This is a genomic window from Paraburkholderia sp. TE9906, from assembly GCF_056279605.1.
Genome location: NZ_JBWCCT010000021.1, coordinates 1 through 17577 on the forward strand (window position 1 = coordinate 1; position 17577 = coordinate 17577).

General features: G+C 59.1%; 12 protein-coding genes and 1 pseudogene. 4 read left to right on the plus strand and 9 right to left on the minus strand.

The features are described 5' to 3' along the window. The first annotated feature begins 194 nt into the window (after positions 1-194). Both ACZ9H4_RS34070 and ACZ9H4_RS34075 read left to right on the plus strand, forming a co-directional pair. Positions 195-987, plus strand: a pseudogene (locus tag ACZ9H4_RS34070) (lipid II flippase Amj family protein). A 216-nt stretch (positions 988-1203) separates the two neighbouring features. Then, positions 1204-1731 (plus strand): N-acetyltransferase family protein, encoded by a 528-nt coding sequence (locus ACZ9H4_RS34075; RefSeq protein WP_476122565.1) that lies wholly within the window; start codon positions 1204-1206, stop codon positions 1729-1731. A gap of 320 nt (positions 1732-2051) precedes the next feature. On the opposite strand, the gene ACZ9H4_RS34080 is transcribed toward ACZ9H4_RS34075, so the two are convergent. The 4 genes from ACZ9H4_RS34080 to ACZ9H4_RS34095 are packed head-to-tail and all read right to left on the minus strand — an operon-like array spanning position 2052 to position 7496. Further along, on the minus strand, positions 2052-3311 hold the full coding sequence (locus ACZ9H4_RS34080; protein ID WP_476122566.1) for a hypothetical protein: 1260 nt from the start codon (positions 3309-3311) through the stop codon (positions 2052-2054). Continuing rightward, positions 3262-3903: a hypothetical protein gene (locus tag ACZ9H4_RS34085; protein ID WP_476122567.1), complete on the minus strand. Its 642-nt coding sequence runs from the start codon at positions 3901-3903 to the stop codon at positions 3262-3264. Before ACZ9H4_RS34085 ends, ACZ9H4_RS34080 begins: the two co-directional genes overlap by 50 nt. Beyond that, positions 3887-6238: a hypothetical protein gene (locus tag ACZ9H4_RS34090; RefSeq protein WP_476122568.1), complete on the minus strand. Its 2352-nt coding sequence runs from the start codon at positions 6236-6238 to the stop codon at positions 3887-3889. Before ACZ9H4_RS34090 ends, ACZ9H4_RS34085 begins: the two co-directional genes overlap by 17 nt. Then, positions 6216-7496, minus strand: coding sequence for a hypothetical protein (locus ACZ9H4_RS34095; protein WP_476122569.1), 1281 nt, complete (start codon positions 7494-7496; stop codon positions 6216-6218). Before ACZ9H4_RS34095 ends, ACZ9H4_RS34090 begins: the two co-directional genes overlap by 23 nt. A gap of 800 nt (positions 7497-8296) precedes the next feature. Between ACZ9H4_RS34095 and ACZ9H4_RS34100 the strand changes: the two genes are divergently transcribed. After that, positions 8297-9658, plus strand: a complete 1362-nt coding sequence (locus tag ACZ9H4_RS34100; RefSeq protein WP_476122636.1) for a YifB family Mg chelatase-like AAA ATPase — start codon at positions 8297-8299, stop codon at positions 9656-9658. Positions 9659-9990: 332 nt separating this feature from the next. Here the strand turns inward: ACZ9H4_RS34100 and ACZ9H4_RS34105 are convergent, their stop codons facing one another. After that, positions 9991-10440, minus strand: coding sequence for a hypothetical protein (locus ACZ9H4_RS34105; RefSeq protein ID WP_476122570.1), 450 nt, complete (start codon positions 10438-10440; stop codon positions 9991-9993). Positions 10441-10845: 405 nt separating this feature from the next. Between ACZ9H4_RS34105 and ACZ9H4_RS34110 the strand changes: the two genes are divergently transcribed. Beyond that, positions 10846-11373, plus strand: coding sequence for a peroxiredoxin family protein (locus ACZ9H4_RS34110; RefSeq protein WP_408145568.1), 528 nt, complete (start codon positions 10846-10848; stop codon positions 11371-11373). Between the two features lie 75 nt (positions 11374-11448). Here ACZ9H4_RS34110 and ACZ9H4_RS34115 read toward each other — a convergent pair whose 3' ends face one another. From ACZ9H4_RS34115 to ugpQ, 4 genes are all read right to left on the minus strand, one after another. Next, a complete protein-coding gene (locus ACZ9H4_RS34115) occupies positions 11449-12801 on the minus strand; it encodes a sigma-54-dependent transcriptional regulator (RefSeq protein ID WP_408145566.1) in 1353 nt (450 codons plus the stop codon). A 17-nt stretch (positions 12802-12818) separates the two neighbouring features. Beyond that, complete coding sequence (locus ACZ9H4_RS34120; RefSeq protein WP_408157460.1) at positions 12819-14819, minus strand: sensor histidine kinase; 2001 nt, start codon at positions 14817-14819, stop codon at positions 12819-12821. 48 nt (positions 14820-14867) lie between these two features. Further along, positions 14868-16148 (minus strand): dicarboxylate/amino acid:cation symporter, encoded by a 1281-nt coding sequence (locus ACZ9H4_RS34125; RefSeq protein ID WP_408145562.1) that lies wholly within the window; start codon positions 16146-16148, stop codon positions 14868-14870. 436 nt (positions 16149-16584) lie between these two features. Beyond that, the gene (ugpQ, locus tag ACZ9H4_RS34130) at positions 16585-17370 is read right to left on the minus strand and encodes a glycerophosphodiester phosphodiesterase (protein WP_476122571.1); all 786 of its coding nucleotides are present in this window, start codon (positions 17368-17370) and stop codon (positions 16585-16587) included. Positions 17371-17577 lie beyond the last annotated feature (207 nt).

Below are 17577 nucleotides of genomic sequence, written 5' to 3' on the forward strand. Positions count from 1 at the left end.
CGGTCATCGCCTTCAACGAATCGCTTCATGAGTCACCCGGTCTCAATGAGTTGATTCAGTTTAGGCGATGAGTGCGTTTTCACACAGGCTCGGCCAGTTCCGGACGCTCGGTATCGACCGTCAGTTTGGTGACAATCGAAACGGCAACGGCGCTCCGGTAGACTCGGACCCTTGCCCAACCTCGTCGCGATAGCATGGACACCCAGCTTTTCATCATCTGCGGACTTACATTCGTAATCCACGTTATCGCGACGTTGGCCTACGCGGTACGGATCGCTGGCGTCCGCACGCGACGTATCGCTGTGTCGTTCTCTCTGTTCGGAATCATCGCCCTTGTCTCCCGAACGGCGAACTCCTTTCAAGGGCCATTCATAGCTAAGCGCGCAGAGCTTGATATCGCCCAGCATCTTGAGGGTGGCTTGCTCGGTGATTTTCGTCTCTTCCTGATTACAGCCACTGCGGCGAGCGTAGTCGGCGCACTGCTGATCCCAACGTTTCAGCGATACTTCAGCCGTGCTGTCGAGCACTTTCAGGCCAAACGTTCATTGCCGCGCCTCGTGCTCCACATTTTCAGCCGTGGCGGCATCAACTATCTGCGGGACGGTGCGCGGGTTCCGTCACGCCAAAACATCTCCCAGCTAGCGAGCGGTGCCGGGGTCTCGGGTACGGTGATAGCTCTCAACGTCTTTGCGATGGCCATCTGGACTGTCGGAGTTTTCGCGTCGCTCTACGCTGGATATCTGAAGCCAGATTTGCGCGTGACGTGCGCGAATCTATCGTCGGTGATTAATGGCTTTGCGACCGTGGTGTTAGCAGTGGTCATCGACCCGCAGGTTTCCGTCATGACGGACGACGTGATCGAAGGCCGGATCTCCGAGAATAGCTTTCGGCGAGCTATCACCACCCTTGCTGGAGCGCGTGTTCTCGGGACCATGTGTGCACATACCGGCCGCGCTGATTATCGTACGCGTCGCCGAGTTGATTTAGAGCTGAGTACGCCGTCCCGACACCGTGTGATTGACCGCTGACGGGGAAAGCATGGCGGCTTCCGATTCATTCGCGTTACATCCGTTAGGCGCAGGCCGGCCCAGTTTCCGCCGTTCGCCATACGGACCAGACCGTTAACAATCGGGGCGTGGATCTCCGCGGCGATCGAGATGACAAACGCGATGACAAACGCTACAACGAACGGAGCTACAAGCGATGACCTCAAGAAGCATCCGCCGCGCAACAGCAGATGACGTGCAGGCTATTACGCTGATCCGAAACGACGCGCATGCGAACAAGGTGGCCCACGACGATTATGCATGGGGCAAGGACGGCGACGGCTTTTCCGAAAGGTGGGTGCTGAACAGTCTCTCGCGAAGAGCGGTGTATGTTGTCGAACACGACTGCATGCCGGTGGGGACGTTTTCTCTGGATTGGGATGCTGAAGCGTACTGGGGACCTCAAGAACCAATCGCCGGCTATGTGCATGGACTTTCCGTGAGAAAGGGCTTCAACGGCCGTGGACTTGGCAGCTTCATTATCGATTGGTGCGCCGACCAAGTCAGCATTCTGAACCGACGTTATGTTCGGCTCGGCTGCGACGCGAGAAACACCAAGCCCTGTGCCTACTATGAATCGCTTGGCTTCGTCCGGGTAGGAGTGAAGCCAATGCCCGAGCTTGGCGACTATGTCGATTCACTGTTTGAAAAATCGGTGAATCCGATGCGTGGGTCAGGATGCTAGATAGCGCCGGCGCTTTCGGCGCTGAACGGCCGCTCTGAAGCAAATCGAAGGTCCGGAGCGGGTCGATCAGCGAGGCTCGGGACGCACGCCCTGGGCGCTTGGCGTACGAAAAAATCCCTTTATTGACGGCACCCCATTTCCGGGCTTCGAACCCTCCTCGTCGAGTGGCAGACTCGGCTCCAACCCTTCTAACGTTGTGAACAATCAACCGAAATTACGTATCGAGCGCGTGGATTGAAATCGGCTATCCCAGAAATTTCTCAAGTCTCGTCGTGGCTGGTTGATCTTTCCTTCTTCCCGCAACCCTACATTACGGTCGACTAGGGATCTCTCTTACGACTGGCCAATCGGGTCTGATTCGCACTTACGTATGACTGAATCGACATCGGGTTGCGATGGCCGAGATCTTGAGAAACCGCGGCCGATACGGATTCCGAACTTGTATCGAGACCCAGCGCAACTCTCGCCCGCGTCTCTGCCGCAATAGCATCATTTGCGAATTTCGTTCTGAAACAATGCAGTGCCGCCCTTTTTCGCTCGCCAAGCGAAGCAAACGCGCAACCGAATATCTTGGAAATCGCCTTGTCTGTGAGCGGCTTACCATCCCTCGCGGAAATAAACACAGATCCGGTCTTGGAAATGTGATACCAACCCATCTCTTTGACGAGTTGCTCCCTAGTATCATTGATGAATGCTGCGATCCTACAGGTCAAGTCCGGCGGAACATAAAACGAGTCGAGATAGCCGTTCTTTTGCTTTGCCGGCACGCACGGAAGACCGCGGCTGGGCATTTTTTTCAGTGACTCTGCCGAAAACTGCTCGCAAGACAACGAATTAATGGCAGCCCGTCGCCACCCAATCTGGTCAGCAATATCCATCATCAGAATATTTCTGATGGCCACATAGCTTGTGAAATTCTCAAGAAAGTAATGCCTGATACGCTCCCTGTCCTCGTTCGTCGCCTCATATCCCCGGGACTGTCGTGAGCCTTGCCCGACATGCCTGTTTAGCAATGGGTAGCGCGAGTATATTGATACATTTTCCAATTTTGATTCTCGCATCCTCACATCTTCAGGCTTCAGAGAGGTTGTCACAGTACCGTCCGAACCTCCGAAGAAGCCATCGAACCCGCTAGTCACCTGATACCAGTTAAGAAAATGGTAGATCTGGATCAGCTTGCCATTGACTGTGCGCTTTGCGGCATAGATCTCATGATTTGAGCTTGCACGAGCGAGTACCCGACGAACCTCTTCCTCACGAAACTGGATGATACGGGCATCCGTAGATTCATGAAATTCGTATGCCTGTTTCTGCCCGTCGAGCACAGATCTTCGCGCAAGAAAGTTTCGATACGCAGTCACCGCCCGAAGCGCTGAATCGACGGTGGATGGTTCATAGAGAAGTACTTGCGAAAGAAAAATCGCATAATTAACCAAGCTCCAGACAATCTCGGCGGTTCGTAAGTCATAAGCCACGACGTAAGCCTTACCATCGATGAACTTTATAACTAACTTCGTGGCAGACTCAAAGTCATCGTGACTTGTCGGGTAGCTTCCTGAGTCGAGATATCTTCGCGTCATGAACTTCCCCTCCCTGGTGTCGGGCCATCGTCAACTCCTCCTGGAATCGGCGCTTCTGATTTTCGTACATCTGCTTCATATCGTCGCGCTCGCGGATGAGTGCGTTCATCTCCATCCTCATGGCAAGCAGTTCATTCTCCAATACATCAACTTGTCTGCGAGCCTCCCTGAGCGCCCTTATCGGTCGCTTTACATCTTCGTTTCCTTGATTAGAATGAGCCAAGGTCCGTATCTGACGTGTCGCCGTCACTGCACGTTCCACTCGAACCTTGAGTTCAAGATGGCGCGACAATGTCCCGTTTCCAACCCTCCTGATTGAAAGAGCGACTTCGTCCGTCAACTCACAGAGCGCTTTGGCGTCACACCAAAGTTGGAATTGACGAAGGGAGCTAGGAATATGAACCACGTCTTCTGCCATCGCTAGAACACGCACCCGTTGGAGTACCGAGTCATCCTTTTCGCATCGCAATATTAAGCGCTCAAGCAATTCGATCTTTGTGCGAATATTCTCCCTGGCGACTTCTTCGGCGACGAAAGCAGACGATGGTTTTCGACCGGCGCTAGGAGTCAAAGCGCTATCCTTGCGTTTCAATGTCGCCTCCTAGACGCGCGCTCAGGAGCGCTATCGCTGCGCTAAGTGACGACAACTCACTGCGCTTGCGTTCGAGAACAAAGCCGTCATAGCGAGCACCAGTGATTTCTTGTTGCAGTCGGGCCTCATCGGCGCGAAGATTCTGAAGATATGCAGCCTTGGAAAGGTGATGGCGACATCGGTCGCATAGCGTGGGACTGGCGCGCTCAAAGTGCGTGGTATTGTCCGTCCGAGAATAGCAGTGCGCCGCGCTTCCTGACGGTGCCGAACCAAGCATGCACTCGCCGTGTGGAAGAGGACGTGGGAAGTGGCCCCTGCGTTTGACCGACTGAAACACCGCGTCATTGACGTCGGCGTGCTCGAATGATGTCAGCGCGGAGAATCGGACCTGCAGCCGCCTCAAATATTTCGCGAATCCACCAGAAAAGGGCTTGCCGGCCAACACATCGTAAACTTCCTCCGCGAGCTTCATCTCTCCGACCAACTGCATCTCCTTTGCTAGATCAGCGTCTTCAGCCATGAAGGCTCGCCGTCGATCTTCGGCCTCGGTCGGTATGGATGCGTAAATTGACTCCGTGTCTTGCCTAGATAGAGGATCTGTCAGATACACCCTTGTGCTCCTTAGATCCTGATGACCTAGCTGATGGTCGACAGCAATGATGTCGGCATTTTCATATCGATAGTAAAAAATAAGGCAGTACATTCTGCGGAAAACTTGGGTCTCACCAAAGATATAGTCATCTCCACCACCAGCTTCACGTATCACGTTTGTTGAGTCAATTCGGTACCGCTCTCTGCTGTACTCTGAGAAGTTGAACCATTTCGGCTCCAGCCCAATTCCACGGACTGCATTGAATCTTCTGTATGAAAAGAGCGGTACCTCTTCATATGGAATTCTTGCAAAGGGTGCGCCCCACGCTTCGTCTACGCGACGAAAACATCTCTGCATCTCCTCAAGGGTTCGAATAGCAAGGCACGTTGTATCGTTGACGTAATATGGCAATCGCCTCTGGTAGCTTTTTTCAATATAGAAGTCCACCTGATAGAGTCCAAGCTCCTCGCTGTGCACCGAGAGTGCCCCACACATCAAACCTATCTTTTTGTCGACCACCTCACCCTTTCTACGCGCGTTCATAAATGAAATAAGAATAAAACATGCCGACAATACACATTTAATAGCATTCCTAAATGTAAATTGACCCGACGACCTGTATCTTGAATCAAGACTGTTCAATGGAAATGGGAGTACAGAAAAAAGGTTGCTATACTCCGTCGATTTCAGCAAATCTTCAGCGTTTTTTTCGGTGATTGTTTTCTCTGATCGACCTGCACTTCGCTCTACCACTTCAGTAATTTTCTTAAGAAATGCCAGCAGTGCAGGAGTTCGCTCATACAACCATATCATGCAAACACGGAACAGTCTGCCCGCGAAACCGATGGCTAGATTGTTTGTTCTCCCCGCAGGGGCCCCAAGGTCGGCGGCAAGCTTGAAGCAGTCAGGATAGGGGCAAAATCTCAGTCCGTAGCCTTCCTTTGCTTCATGAAGATAATTGATAGTCCTGAAGAGGGTCGCAAGTCTGCTCGACGAGAGCTTACGTTTGGACGTGTCGATCTCGTCGCTTTTTCCATCGTTTGTATCTGAATCGGAAAGAATGCGTGACTCACTCTCGATTATCTTCGACTTTTCTTGATCGTCTGACGTATCTGGATCAAGCAGATCACCCACTTCTTCGTCGAGAAACGACTTCAGGTAGATTCGAGCGTGCCAATAATTTGTAGCCAAGCGGACCCTGACGCATTTTGCCGACCCCGGGTCTGCGAGGTCCTTTAGCACAATGCCAGCATCCTCCGCACGGTCACACAATGACAATACGGACGGCCACCATCCCGTTCCGAGGTCCCGTGCGATATCAGCGAAATACTCCGGCCTCATTGCATCAACCGTAGTAATGTCCCTCAGCCAGAGAGCCTCGTAGTACAATACTATGTCATTGATGTAACCAACAACTCGCCTTGTTCGCCCAACACTTTTTGTAGAGCGCGCCATGAATACATCGATCGCGTATAGTAGCGCGGCTACAAGATCCGGTCTTTGAGCCAGCGACAGCGGCTCGGTATAGAGCCCATTAGGCGGCAGAGGGATTTTCCGAAGATCGACTTCTTTGTACTGCTCCTCCTCACGGCGAGCCTCCGCTCGCTTGATACGGATGACCCAATTCTTGGTAATGGAGAGATCGTCGCTGAGAAGTCCACGATTCAGGACATCTGGAGAGAAGCGCTGCTCCGCTTCCAACTCGATTCCATTGAATACGTCAGGTTGTGCCTTTTTTTTCATAAGACCTCACGATTGGCTCAACGAGCGGCCAATAACTGCTGTCTCTGATGTATTTCTTTAGAGCGAGATTGAAGATCATTGATGGCCCATGCCATTTCTGAAACGCATCCTCGTTTTCAGCCAAAAGTCGTTTCCAGCTCGCCGCATAATAAAAAGAAGTTGTCCAGACCTCCATCACCCGCTGCTTTCCAAGAACGATTTGGTTTCTCGGGCACCCTATACCCGCGTGGCAATTTTTTGCATCACACATATCGTTGACGAGCCAAGTTGGGTCGGGCGGTTCAAAGGGCGACGTGCAGCTTGTCCCATCACCAATCGGGAAGAGCAAATTCTTATCGACGTACCTTGGGTCGAACTTATCGGCAAAGAACCTTCGCTCGTTTGAAAGCTCAAACTTGATAGTTGAATCGATTCTTCGTTGAAATTCCAGATTGATCGAGCTACTGTGCCGCATTGAAGCAATATTCATGAAATAGATCGAAGTCGTGCTTTCGGTCTTATGACCAGCCCTGTCTCTCAGAGACTGAACACTGGCTCCCCCTTTGATGCGGTCCAAGACCAGCATATGTGTACGCACCTGATCATCCGAGAACCAATCCATCCCCAGCCGATGCAGTAGCAGCTTCTTCACATTCTGGAAATTCGAGATCGGGGCAGACAGCTGCTCCTTGCTGGTTTGATCCCACGCGAACCAAAGCCGCCCCTCATGCTCACCAATGTGCCGAAATCGCTTCAATTGATCGAAATTCCACAATAGCAACTCTATCGCCTCATACGCAGCTTGGCTTTCTCTTGTAATGTCTATGAGGGGAGTTTCTTGATCACTTTTGGATTTGTATCCTTTTAAGGTATAGATTCCACTTTCGGCAGTCACCCAAGACCGGATTACTTCTCGCAGCGAACCTGCATTAAACCGCGTGTGTATCAATAGCGGGTAGAACGCCACCACAAGCTCCTTTGTCAGCGCAGAACGCGTCAAGTAAAAAATATTCCGCGTTCGTACGCTATCAAGCCGGTACTCAGGAATACCGAGGTATTCGATAATTCGTTCGCTGATGTTGGATTTGCGATGTTGTTTATGTGTCGGATGCCTGGGAAAATCTACGTCGTTGGCGAGACGCACCATCGACGCCACGATCGCTTCATCTGTGCATTCTTCCAACGCCCGCAATTCCTTCCAGGTACTCGCTCCTAGCAAAAAGAGTTTTGTCAAACTCAGCTCTTCGACACTTGGCGCGTAGAGCGCAATCTTGAGCATCTGCTTTCGGACGTTTCCCCAAAACCGAAGCTCATCAAGGCAACCATCTCGGAGTCGAGTTATATCTCGCGTCATGCGCTCCGTTTCTCGTTCCCGCAACTTGGATAGGTTCTCGTGCGGCATGGCGCCGAGTGGATTTGCCAAAACTCCGTCGTCGAGTTTCCCAACCCGATCACTTAGTGTCTGCCTGTGGCTACCCTGGTGATCGAATCTTGTCCGGAACAACATGCGACCTAGGCCAATCGGTTCGCGAATTGTGTCCTGGATCGGTCTAGTTAGCCATTTCCTGAATAGCCCAGACGTTCTCGCCTTGTATGACTCCGACCATTCCTTTTCCCCATTCGAATCCAGGAGGTCTTCCATCGCTTTAAAGCATGCAACTACTTCGTAGCGACCAAGCTCCGGTAGCGGGCGGATCAGGTACTCCCTCGTCGAAGGAGCGAAGCAGGCCATCTCGACCAGGTGGTGAAATGCTCGAACATCTCCCTTTTCCTGGGCAACTGTCTCTGAGACCTTTGCTAAAGATCTAAGCGCTACATATGCCCACGACACTGCGGGAAGTCGAAGTGGATCGACATTCAGCCGAATTACTTGAGCATATGTCTGACCAAAGACCCTGCACCTTGTGTTAAAGGCTAGCTCTCCCGATGCATTTGCATTACCCATAGCGCTCTGACTACCTCCAGCCGCTCTCGCCTTACCTTAAGGGTAGCTGTACCTAGAGCAATTTCAAGGCGACATTTTCAGTTACCGTCAATCTCGCCCCCGCCGATCTGCCGAAGGAATCTGGCCGCTTCGACCTGCCGATCGCATTGGGCATCCTCGCGGCGAGCGGGCAGATTCCCGTTGAATCCTTGCTGTATCGCGAGTTCGCCGGCGAGCTATCGTTGACCGGTGCGCTGCGGCCAATGCGCGGCGCCTTCGCGATGGCTTGCGGGACCGCGCGCAGCGGTGCGGCCCAGCGCAGTGTGGAGGGCGGGGGCTTCTCGTCTCCCACGATCCCTGGCGAGCCAACCGCAGCCCCGCTCGTCCCGGAGCGTACTCCACAGCTCTATCTTCCCGCCGCCAGCGCAGCCGAGGCCGCGCTCGTGCCCGGCGTCGATGTCTACGGCGCCGCCGATCTGCCGTCACTCTGCGCCCACCTCGCCGGAGCGCCCGACGCGCGGCTCACCCCTGCCCCCGCGCCCGACCTCGCGAAATGCCCGCCCGCTGCCGTGCCCGACATGGCCGACGTGATCGGCCAGCGCGGTGCGCGCCGGGCCCTCGAAGTCGCTGCGGCCGGCGGGCATCATGTGTTGCTGATCGGGCCGCCCGGCGCGGGCAAATCGATGCTCGCCGCCCGCCTGCCGGGCCTGCTGCCGCCAATGACCGACGACGAAGCGCTCAGCTCCGCCGCATTGCTGTCCGCCAGCCGGGCGGGCTTCACCGCGGCGCAGTGGCGGCAGCGGCCGTTTCGCGCGCCCCATCATTCGTCGAGCGCGGCGGCGCTGGTCGGCGGGCGCAATCCGCCGCAGCCCGGCGAGATCACGCTGGCGCACCTGGGCGTACTGTTTCTGGACGAATTGCCCGAATTCAGTCGCGACGTCCTCGAAACGCTGCGCGAGCCGCTCGAAGCCGGCCGCATCACGATCTCGCGGGCCGCCTTGCAAGCGGATTTCCCGGCGGCCTGCCAGTTGATCGCTGCAATGAACCCGTGTCCCTGCGGATGGCGCGGCGATCCTGGCGGGCGCTGTCGCTGCACGCCGGAGATCGCGGCGCGCTACTTGCGCAAGCTGTCCGGCCCCTTGCTCGATCGAATCGACATTCAGCTTGAGATACCGGCGCTTACGCCGTCCGAACTGGCGGCCCGTTCGGCGACAGTTGGCGAAGCGAGCGCGGCTATCGCGCGACGGGTATGCGCAGCACGCGAGCGGCAATTGCTGCGGCAAGGCAAGACCAACCGCGAGCTCGGCGGCCGGGAAGTGGACGAGGTCTGCCGCCCCGACACGGCGGGCGAAGCGCTGCTGCGCGAAGCCGGCGAGCGCTTCCGTTGGTCAGCGCGTGCTTACTATCGGGTGCTGAAGGTCGCGCGCAGCATCGCCGACCTCGCCGGCGCGGCGATGCCGAGCGCTGCGCAGATCGCGGAAGCCATTCAGTATCGACGGGCTTTGGGCTCGTTATGAGGAGAAAAATATGCTGTCAAGACTTGACTTATGCACACATGCGCACTTCGGATAGATTTTGATACATCTGAAAGCCGCGTCGAAGGGCTCCCTCCGAACCTCTTGATTTAATTGACTTTTCTAAAATGCATGAAGCTAGCGAGAACTGACAGAATGCCCACGGGACGGGCATCTGCGGCAAATACCGACGAGTTCTCAACAGAGTTATCCACAGGAGCGCGGGGCATGGGGAAAACTTCAACGTAAACCGGGAATTAGCGCGCGATGCTGCGAAGGAACTTTCACTCTGTACGTCGCTCCTTCGCGCGCCCGTTCGGCCAAAAATACCGGCCTCAATAGAGTTTGAACGACGAAAAAAACTGATCGACCTGCTCCGGCTGCAGCGGTTTGTCAGCGATGATCGCCGCCTGATAAACGTGGCGCCCGCGCGCCGCCAGCCGCGCGTAGACCGAGCGCATCTCGTGCTGCGAGCCCGCCTCGCCACTGAGCTTCATTTCGAGGCCGAGCACCTGGCCGCCCGCGGCGAGCGGGATTTGCACCGCGTGCGCGTCGGGAGCCGCACCGACGTTGCGAGCGAGGCCGTCGCGCAGGAAAGCCAGCGCGGCACGCTGCGTGGCTTCCTGGTCGTCGGGCAGCAACACGGTGCCGACCGCGAATACCGCGTTGCCGGCTTCGGCCGTTTGCATCGCCATCGGCATCGCCGTGCCGCCGATCTGCACCGGCCGCTGATCGTTGCCCGGCTTGGCGGGGAAGTCGACGGTGTAGCCGTTGTCGTTGTTCATGATGGTGCGCCAGTCGAAGGTCGGCGAGCAGGCGGTCAACGTGACGCCGAGCACCAGCGCGGAAGTGGTCGTAGCGACCAGCGCACGCCCGCGCGGCTGGCGCCAGGAAGCGTCCGGAGCGCCGGCCGGCCGGTTGTCATCGGCCGCCAGGCCGCTTCGGAAACGGCTACCGAAAGAAAAGCAGGAAGGAATTCGGGCGAGAAAACGGCTAACGCAAAAGGCAGTTCGGAACATGGGGACTGAAGATCGGACCGACCGGAACGGAAAAACCCTATTATCCGCTGCCGCCCCGCGTCCTGCCGCGCCAACGGAATGGGGCTACAATAGCGACGCTGTTCAGCACCGGCCCAACGCCCAATCGACCCACTGGCCCGCGCGTTCCGCGCGACTCTCGAGGTTCCGTTCATGAGCTCCAACCCATCTTCCGCCGCCCGGCGCACGAGCCCACTGCGCTACATCATCGCAGCCGCCGTGGCGATCGTGCTGGCTGTCGCGGGCTACTTCGCGTTTGCGGGTCAGCAGCGCGTGCCCGATGCGACCTTCACCCTGCTGTCCGGCCAGAAGGTCACGACCGCCGACCTGAAAGGCAAGGTGTATCTCGTCAACTTCTGGGCGACGAACTGCGATACCTGCATGAAGGAAATGCCGCAGATGGTCGAGACCTATAACCGCTTCAAGGGCCGGGGCCTCGAATTCGTCGCGGTTGCCATGAACTATGACGCGCCGATGTACGTGACCAACTACACGCAAACCCGCCAGTTGCCGTTCAAGGTTGCCATGGACGACGGCTCGGCCGCCAGGCAGTTCGGCAACGTGCAACTCACGCCCACCACGTTCCTGATCGACAAGGACGGCAAGATTCTGAAGCGCTATGTCGGCGAGCCCCAGTTCGCGGAACTCGACCAGTTGCTGGAAAAGGCGCTGAAGGCGTAACGTCCTTCACCCCGACTCGATCCGAGTCGATCCGATCCAAACGCGCCGGCCGCGCCTTGCCGCTGGCGCCGTTCCTTACCGCTCCCCTTCCCCTTTGGCCGCCAGGCCATACCGTTTGATCTTCTCGTAGAGCGTGGCCTTGCCGAGCTGCAGCTTGTCCGCCGCCACCGCGACAACGCCACCGGCCTGCTCCAACGCTTGCGCGATCATCGCCCGTTCGAATTGCTCGACGCGCTCCTTCAACGGCTGTGTGGCCGCGGTGTCGTCAGTGAAAGACATGACCGGGTCTTCTGCGACGCCGAGCACGAAGCGGTCGGCGGCATTGCGCAGTTCTCGCACGTTGCCCGGCCAGTCGCGCTGCATCAGGCTCGCGCGCTGGCGATCGGTGAGGATCGGCGCAGGACGCTGGTAGCGCACTGCCGCATCCAGCAGGAAGTGTTCGAAGAGCGGCACGATGTCCTCGCGACGCTCGCCCAACGGCGGCAGCGCGATCGTCACCACGTTCAGCCGGTACAGCAAATCGCGCCGGAACGAGCCATCCGCGACGTGCTCGGCCATGTCGCCCTTCGCCGCGGCGACCACGCGGCAATTCACGCGGATCGGCTGATTCGAGCCGAGCCGTTCCAGCACGCCGTCCTGCAGCACGCGCAGCAGCTTGACCTGCAACGCGAGCGGCATGCTCTCGATCTCGTCGAGAAACAGCGTGCCGCCCGACGCATGTTCGAGCTTGCCGATTCGCCGTTTCGCCGCGCCGGTGAAGGCGCCCGGTTCGTAGCCGAACATCTCCGACTCGAACATCGGCTCCGGCAGCGCGCCGCAGTTCACCGCGATAAACGGCTTGTCGCGCCGCGGCGACAGCTCGTGCAGACTGCGCGCGATCAACTCCTTGCCCGCGCCGGTATCGCCATTGATCAGCACCGACGCGTCGGTCGGCGCGATGTTGGCGATCAGCCGCCGCACCTGTTCGATCGCGGGACTGCGGCCGATGATCCGCGGCGCCACCGAGTTCTGCTCCGCCAGTTCACGGCGCAGCGCGAGATTCTCCAGCAACAGCTTGCGGCGCTCCAGCGCGCGCCGCACGGTTTCGATCAGGCGCTCGGACGCGAATGGCTTTTCGATGAAGTCATACGCGCCGTCGCGCATCGCCTGCACGGCCATCGAAATATCGCCGTGGCCGGTGACCAGGATCACCGGCACGTCGGGCGCGCGCTCGTGGCACTGGGCGAGCAGATCGAGCCCGCTCGCGCCTGGCAGCCGAATATCGCTGACGATCACGCCGGAGAAATCCGCGTTGATCATTTTCGCCGCGGCTTCCACCGACGCATGGCCGACCACGTCGAAGCCCGCCAGTTGCAAGCTCTGCACGCTGGCGCGGCGCACCAGTTCGTCGTCTTCGATATACAGCACTTGCAGGCCGTGGTTCAGCATCGCGTTTCCATCTTGATTCAGGAACCCGTGGTCAGCGGGTCCGCCGGGTGGTTCGTCTGCACGCGCGCGCGGCGCAGCGTCAACACGAATAATGCACCGCCGTCCGGCGCGTTGCGCGCGACCAGCGTGCCGCCGCAATCGCGCGCGATCGACGACGAGATCGCCAGCCCGAGTCCCAGCCCCTGCCCCATCTCCTTGGTCGTGAAGAACGGTTCGAACAGACGCGGCAGCACGTCATCGGGAATGCCGGGGCCGTTGTCGCTCACCATGAACGACAGGTTCGCCTCGGCGACTTCGATCTCGATCGCGATGCGCGGCGCGCTCATGCCGGCAGTCGCGTCGAGCGCATTGCCGAGCAGGTTGATCAGCACCTGTTCGAGCCGCAGGTCGTCGCAATGCGCGATCAGCTCGGGATGGTCGTCGGCGAGACTGAGCGGCGTGCGCGCGCCGCTCGCCGCATCGACCAGCGTGAACGCCACTTCGACGCCCTGCAAGCGCTTCTGCAGCAGTCCGACGACATTGCGCAGCGCACGCATGACCGGCGCGCGCGCATTGCGCGGCCGCGCCCGTCCGACGAACAGCTTCAACTGATTGGTGATCTTGCCCATGCGCTCGGTGAGGGCCGCGATCGCTTCGAGATTCTCGCGCGCCGACGCCTGGTCGCCGCGTTCGAGCAGCACGCGCGTGTTGTCCGAGAAACTGCGCAACGCGGCGAGCGGCTGATTCAGTTCATGCGTGATGCCGGCCGCCATCTGCCCGAGTGCGGCGAGCTTGCTCGCCTGAATCAACTCGTCGTGCGCGGCGCGCAGTTCCTGCTCGGCGCGCGTGCGCTCGGTCACTTCCTTCTGCAGCTGTTCGTTCGCCTGCGACAGATCCACCGTGCGTTCGGCGACCCGCTGGTTCAGTTCGGCGTAGGCCTTTTGCAGCAGCGTGCGGCTGCGCATCATCTCGCGCACGCGGGCGCGGCGCATGCGCCAGTAGAACGCGAGCAACACGATGGAGATGTAGCCGAAGCCGGTGACGATGGTCGCATTGCGCGCGTCGGCATCGACCGGATCGACGGGCGACATCGTGATCAGATGCCAGTCGGGGATGCCCATGCTGCGGCGCGATGCAAGATAGCGCGGCGCATACCGGCCGCCGCCGATGCGCACGATCTGCGCATGGCCTTCGAGCGTGCGCTCGATCGTCAACGGCAGCGGCGCGATGGTCTGCTGTGCGTACTGCCGCGCCTGGTAGATCGAATCGGCGACCGGTCCCGATATCGGCCGGATCGTATGATATTTCCACGCCGGCACCGAGGACAGAAAGATCACGCCGTGATCGTCGGTGACGACGAGCGGCTCGGACGCATCCGCGCCCTGAAACCATTCGAGATCGAGTTTGACGACCGCCACGCCGACGATCTTGCCGTCGCGCCGCACCGGTTGCGAGATGTAATAGCCCGGCGCCTGCGAAATCGTGCCGATGCCGAAGAAGCGGCCCACGCCGCCGTTGACCGCATCGAGAAAATACGGCCGGAACTGATAGCCCGCGCCGATGAAACTGCCCGGCCCGCGCCAGTTGCTGGCGGCGACGCAGTAGCCGTCGAGCGGAATGATGTACGTGACCGTCGCTCGCGCGTGGCGGTTGAGGTCTTCGAGATAGAGGTTCGCGCGTTTGACGTTGGCGGGACTGGGATCGACCAGCACGTCCTGCACGATGGGATGCTCGGCGAGCAGATAGGGCAGCGACTCGTAACGTTCGAGCGTGCTCTTCAGCGCGCTGGCGGTGCGCTCGGCACGCACGGCGGCGTTGCGCCGCAGGGTGTCGATGCCGCTTTGCCACGCGATGCTGTAGGTCAGTGCACACGCCGCCACGAGCCCGGCAACGAGCGCGAAGAGGATCAACAGGCGACGCGTCACGTTGGCAATGTCCGATCGGTCAGGATCGGACATTGTGGCATAAGGCGCCGCGCCGCCGTCGCCAGCTTCGCGATGCGGGGGCGCGGTGGATCGGCGCGGAGCACCCGGTTTCATACGCGGGTGTCCGCAGCCGTTATGGTGAAGTCAGAACCTGCGCGCGGCTTAAACGCCGGCCGGTTCTTTGACCGCCACGTCGCCGCGCAACGCGGCATTCAGCTTGTTGCGGTCCAGCTCTTTTTCCCATGCCGACACCACGACCGTCGCCACGCCGTTGCCGACGATGTTGGTCAGCGCGCGGCATTCGCTCATGAAGCGGTCGATGCCGAGAATCAGCACCATGCCCGACAGCGGAATGGTCGGCACCACCGCCAGCGTCGCGGCCAGCGTGATGAAGCCTGCGCCCGTCACGCCGCTTGCGCCCTTCGAGGTCAGCATCGTCACCGCCAGCAGCGTGAGCTGTTGCGCCCACGTGAGTTCGGTGTTGGTCGCCTGGGCGATGAACAGCACGGCCATCGTCATGTAGATGTTGGTGCCGTCGAGGTTGAACGAATAGCCGGTCGGCACCACGAGGCCCACCACCGAGCGCGAGCAGCCGAGCTTTTCGAGCTTCAGCATCAGTTGCGGCAGCGCGGCTTCGGACGAGCTCGTGCCGAGCACGATCAGCATCTCTTCCTTGATGTACGCGACGAAGCGCAGGATGTTGAAGCCCACGAAGCGCGCGATGATGCCGAGCACGACCACCACGAACACGATCGAGGTCAGATAGAACGTGCCGATCAGCTTGAGCATCGGCAGCAGCGAGCCGATGCCATACTTGCCGATGGTGAACGCCATCGCGCCGAACGCGCCGATCGGCGCCAGCTTCGTGATGATGCGCACGATGCCGAACAGGATGTGCGAGAGGCCCTCGATGAAGCTCGTCACGACCTTGCCCTTCTCACCGGCCGTCGCGAGCACCGCGCCGAACAGCAGCGCGATCAGCAGGATCTGCAGGATCTCGCCTTGCGCGAACGCCGACGACAGCGTGTCCGGGATCAGGTGCATCAGGAAGTCGACCGTGGTCTGGCCGTGCGCCTTCGCGGCGTACGAGGCGACCGCCTTGCCGTCGAGCGTGGCCGGGTCGATGTTGAAGCCGGCGCCCGGACGCAGCAGGTGGGTGGCGAACAGGCCGAGCACGAGAGCGAAAGTCGAGACGATTTCGAAGTACAGCAGCGCCTTGCCGCCGACGCGCCCGACCTTCTTCATGTCTTCCATGCCGGCGATGCCGGTGACCACCGTGCAGAAGATGATCGGCCCGATCACCATCTTGATCAGTTTGATGAAGCCGTCGCCGAGCGGCTTCATGTCGACGGCGAGATTCGGGTAGAAATGCCCGAGTGCGATACCGATGATGATCGCCACGATCACCTGGACGTACAGCACTTTATAGAAAGGTTTCTTCACGATGGTTCCTGCTTGGGGAGATGAGCTCAAGGCCTGCCACACTGCGCATCACGCGAACGAAGATTCGTCAGCCCGTGCACGGCAATAGGCCGCGACAAGACGACGAATTCAGAAATACCGGGGAGGGAAATCGGACATCGTTGTCTCCTTGCTTTAGTTGTCGGACCGTTGCGGCCGCACTCTTTGTTGTGCAAGGTCGATGCCAGGCGGATATAAATCTTAGCGCCTTGATTCTTATGCGATTTTTATCTCAATAACGCGAGCGACGTCCGGGATTCCGGAAATCCGGACGAGGGCTGTCGGGGAATCCGGAATCCGTCGAGGCAAAGCTTGCGGGAAAACCCGTAGGCTTTTTTTGCGTGCGCGTGGGGTTGCGCGGCGCGAGTGTGCCGGCCTTCCCGCTTCGCCCACGCCCTGGCGCCCGCGTAACGCACCCTCAGGCCGGACTCGCCGGTGCGAACAACATATCGTGCTGCAGCTTGTCGATGCGATCCGTGCAAATCATGTCGACGCCCCATTGCGCAAGCAGTTGCGCGCGCGCCGGGTCGTTCACCGTATAGGCCAGCACACGCAACCCGGCCGCGCGAATCTGCGCGACCAGCGGCTCGCTCAGATAGCGGTGGCTCGCGTGCAACGACACGCAATCCAGTTCACGCACGATGCGCAGCCAATCCGCCGGCACCTCCTCGAACAGCATCCCGCGTTGCAGCGACGGCGCGGCATCGCGGGCGGCGGCAAGCGCCTCGAACGAAAACGATGACAGCAGCGGCGGCGTCTGTCCTTGCCACAACGTCAGCGCGCCCTTTGCCACCAGCGTGCCGGTGAGCACCTCGCGGCCCGGACACGGTTTGATCTCGATGTTGGCGGCGATGCCGTCGCGCGCGCAGCGCTGCGCCGCGTCGGCGAGCGTCGGCAAGCGCGTGCCGGCGAATTGCGGTCCGTGCCACGCGCCGGCGTCGAGCGCGGCCAGTTGCTGCCACGTGTGTTCGGCGGCGGCGCCGTGGCCGTTGGTGGTACGCTCGAGCTTGTCGTCGTGGAGCAGAAAGAGCTGGTTGTCGGCGGACAGCTTTGCGTCGAATTCGACCATGCGATAGCCGTAACGCACGCACGCGTCGAAACCGGCCAGCGTGTTCTCCGGCGCCAGCGTGCCGCCGCAGCGATGCGCGACCAGGCGCGGATAAGGCCAGTCTGCGGATAAACCGCGATCAATCCAGTTTGCCACGTCTCGTTACCTTGCAGAAAGAGCGGTTGAGTTTGCTCGCGATGCGGTGCGGTGCAAGCCGCTATCACCTGCAACGGCGTTCATACGGCACGCTGGGCGGCTTCACACGCGAGTCCCGCGCGTAGTATCGCGCGTGGACGAATGCGGCGATAGTCTGGCGTGGGCACGCGCCTCGTCTCGTCGCGATCTTCAGCCTTTGCAAGTTCG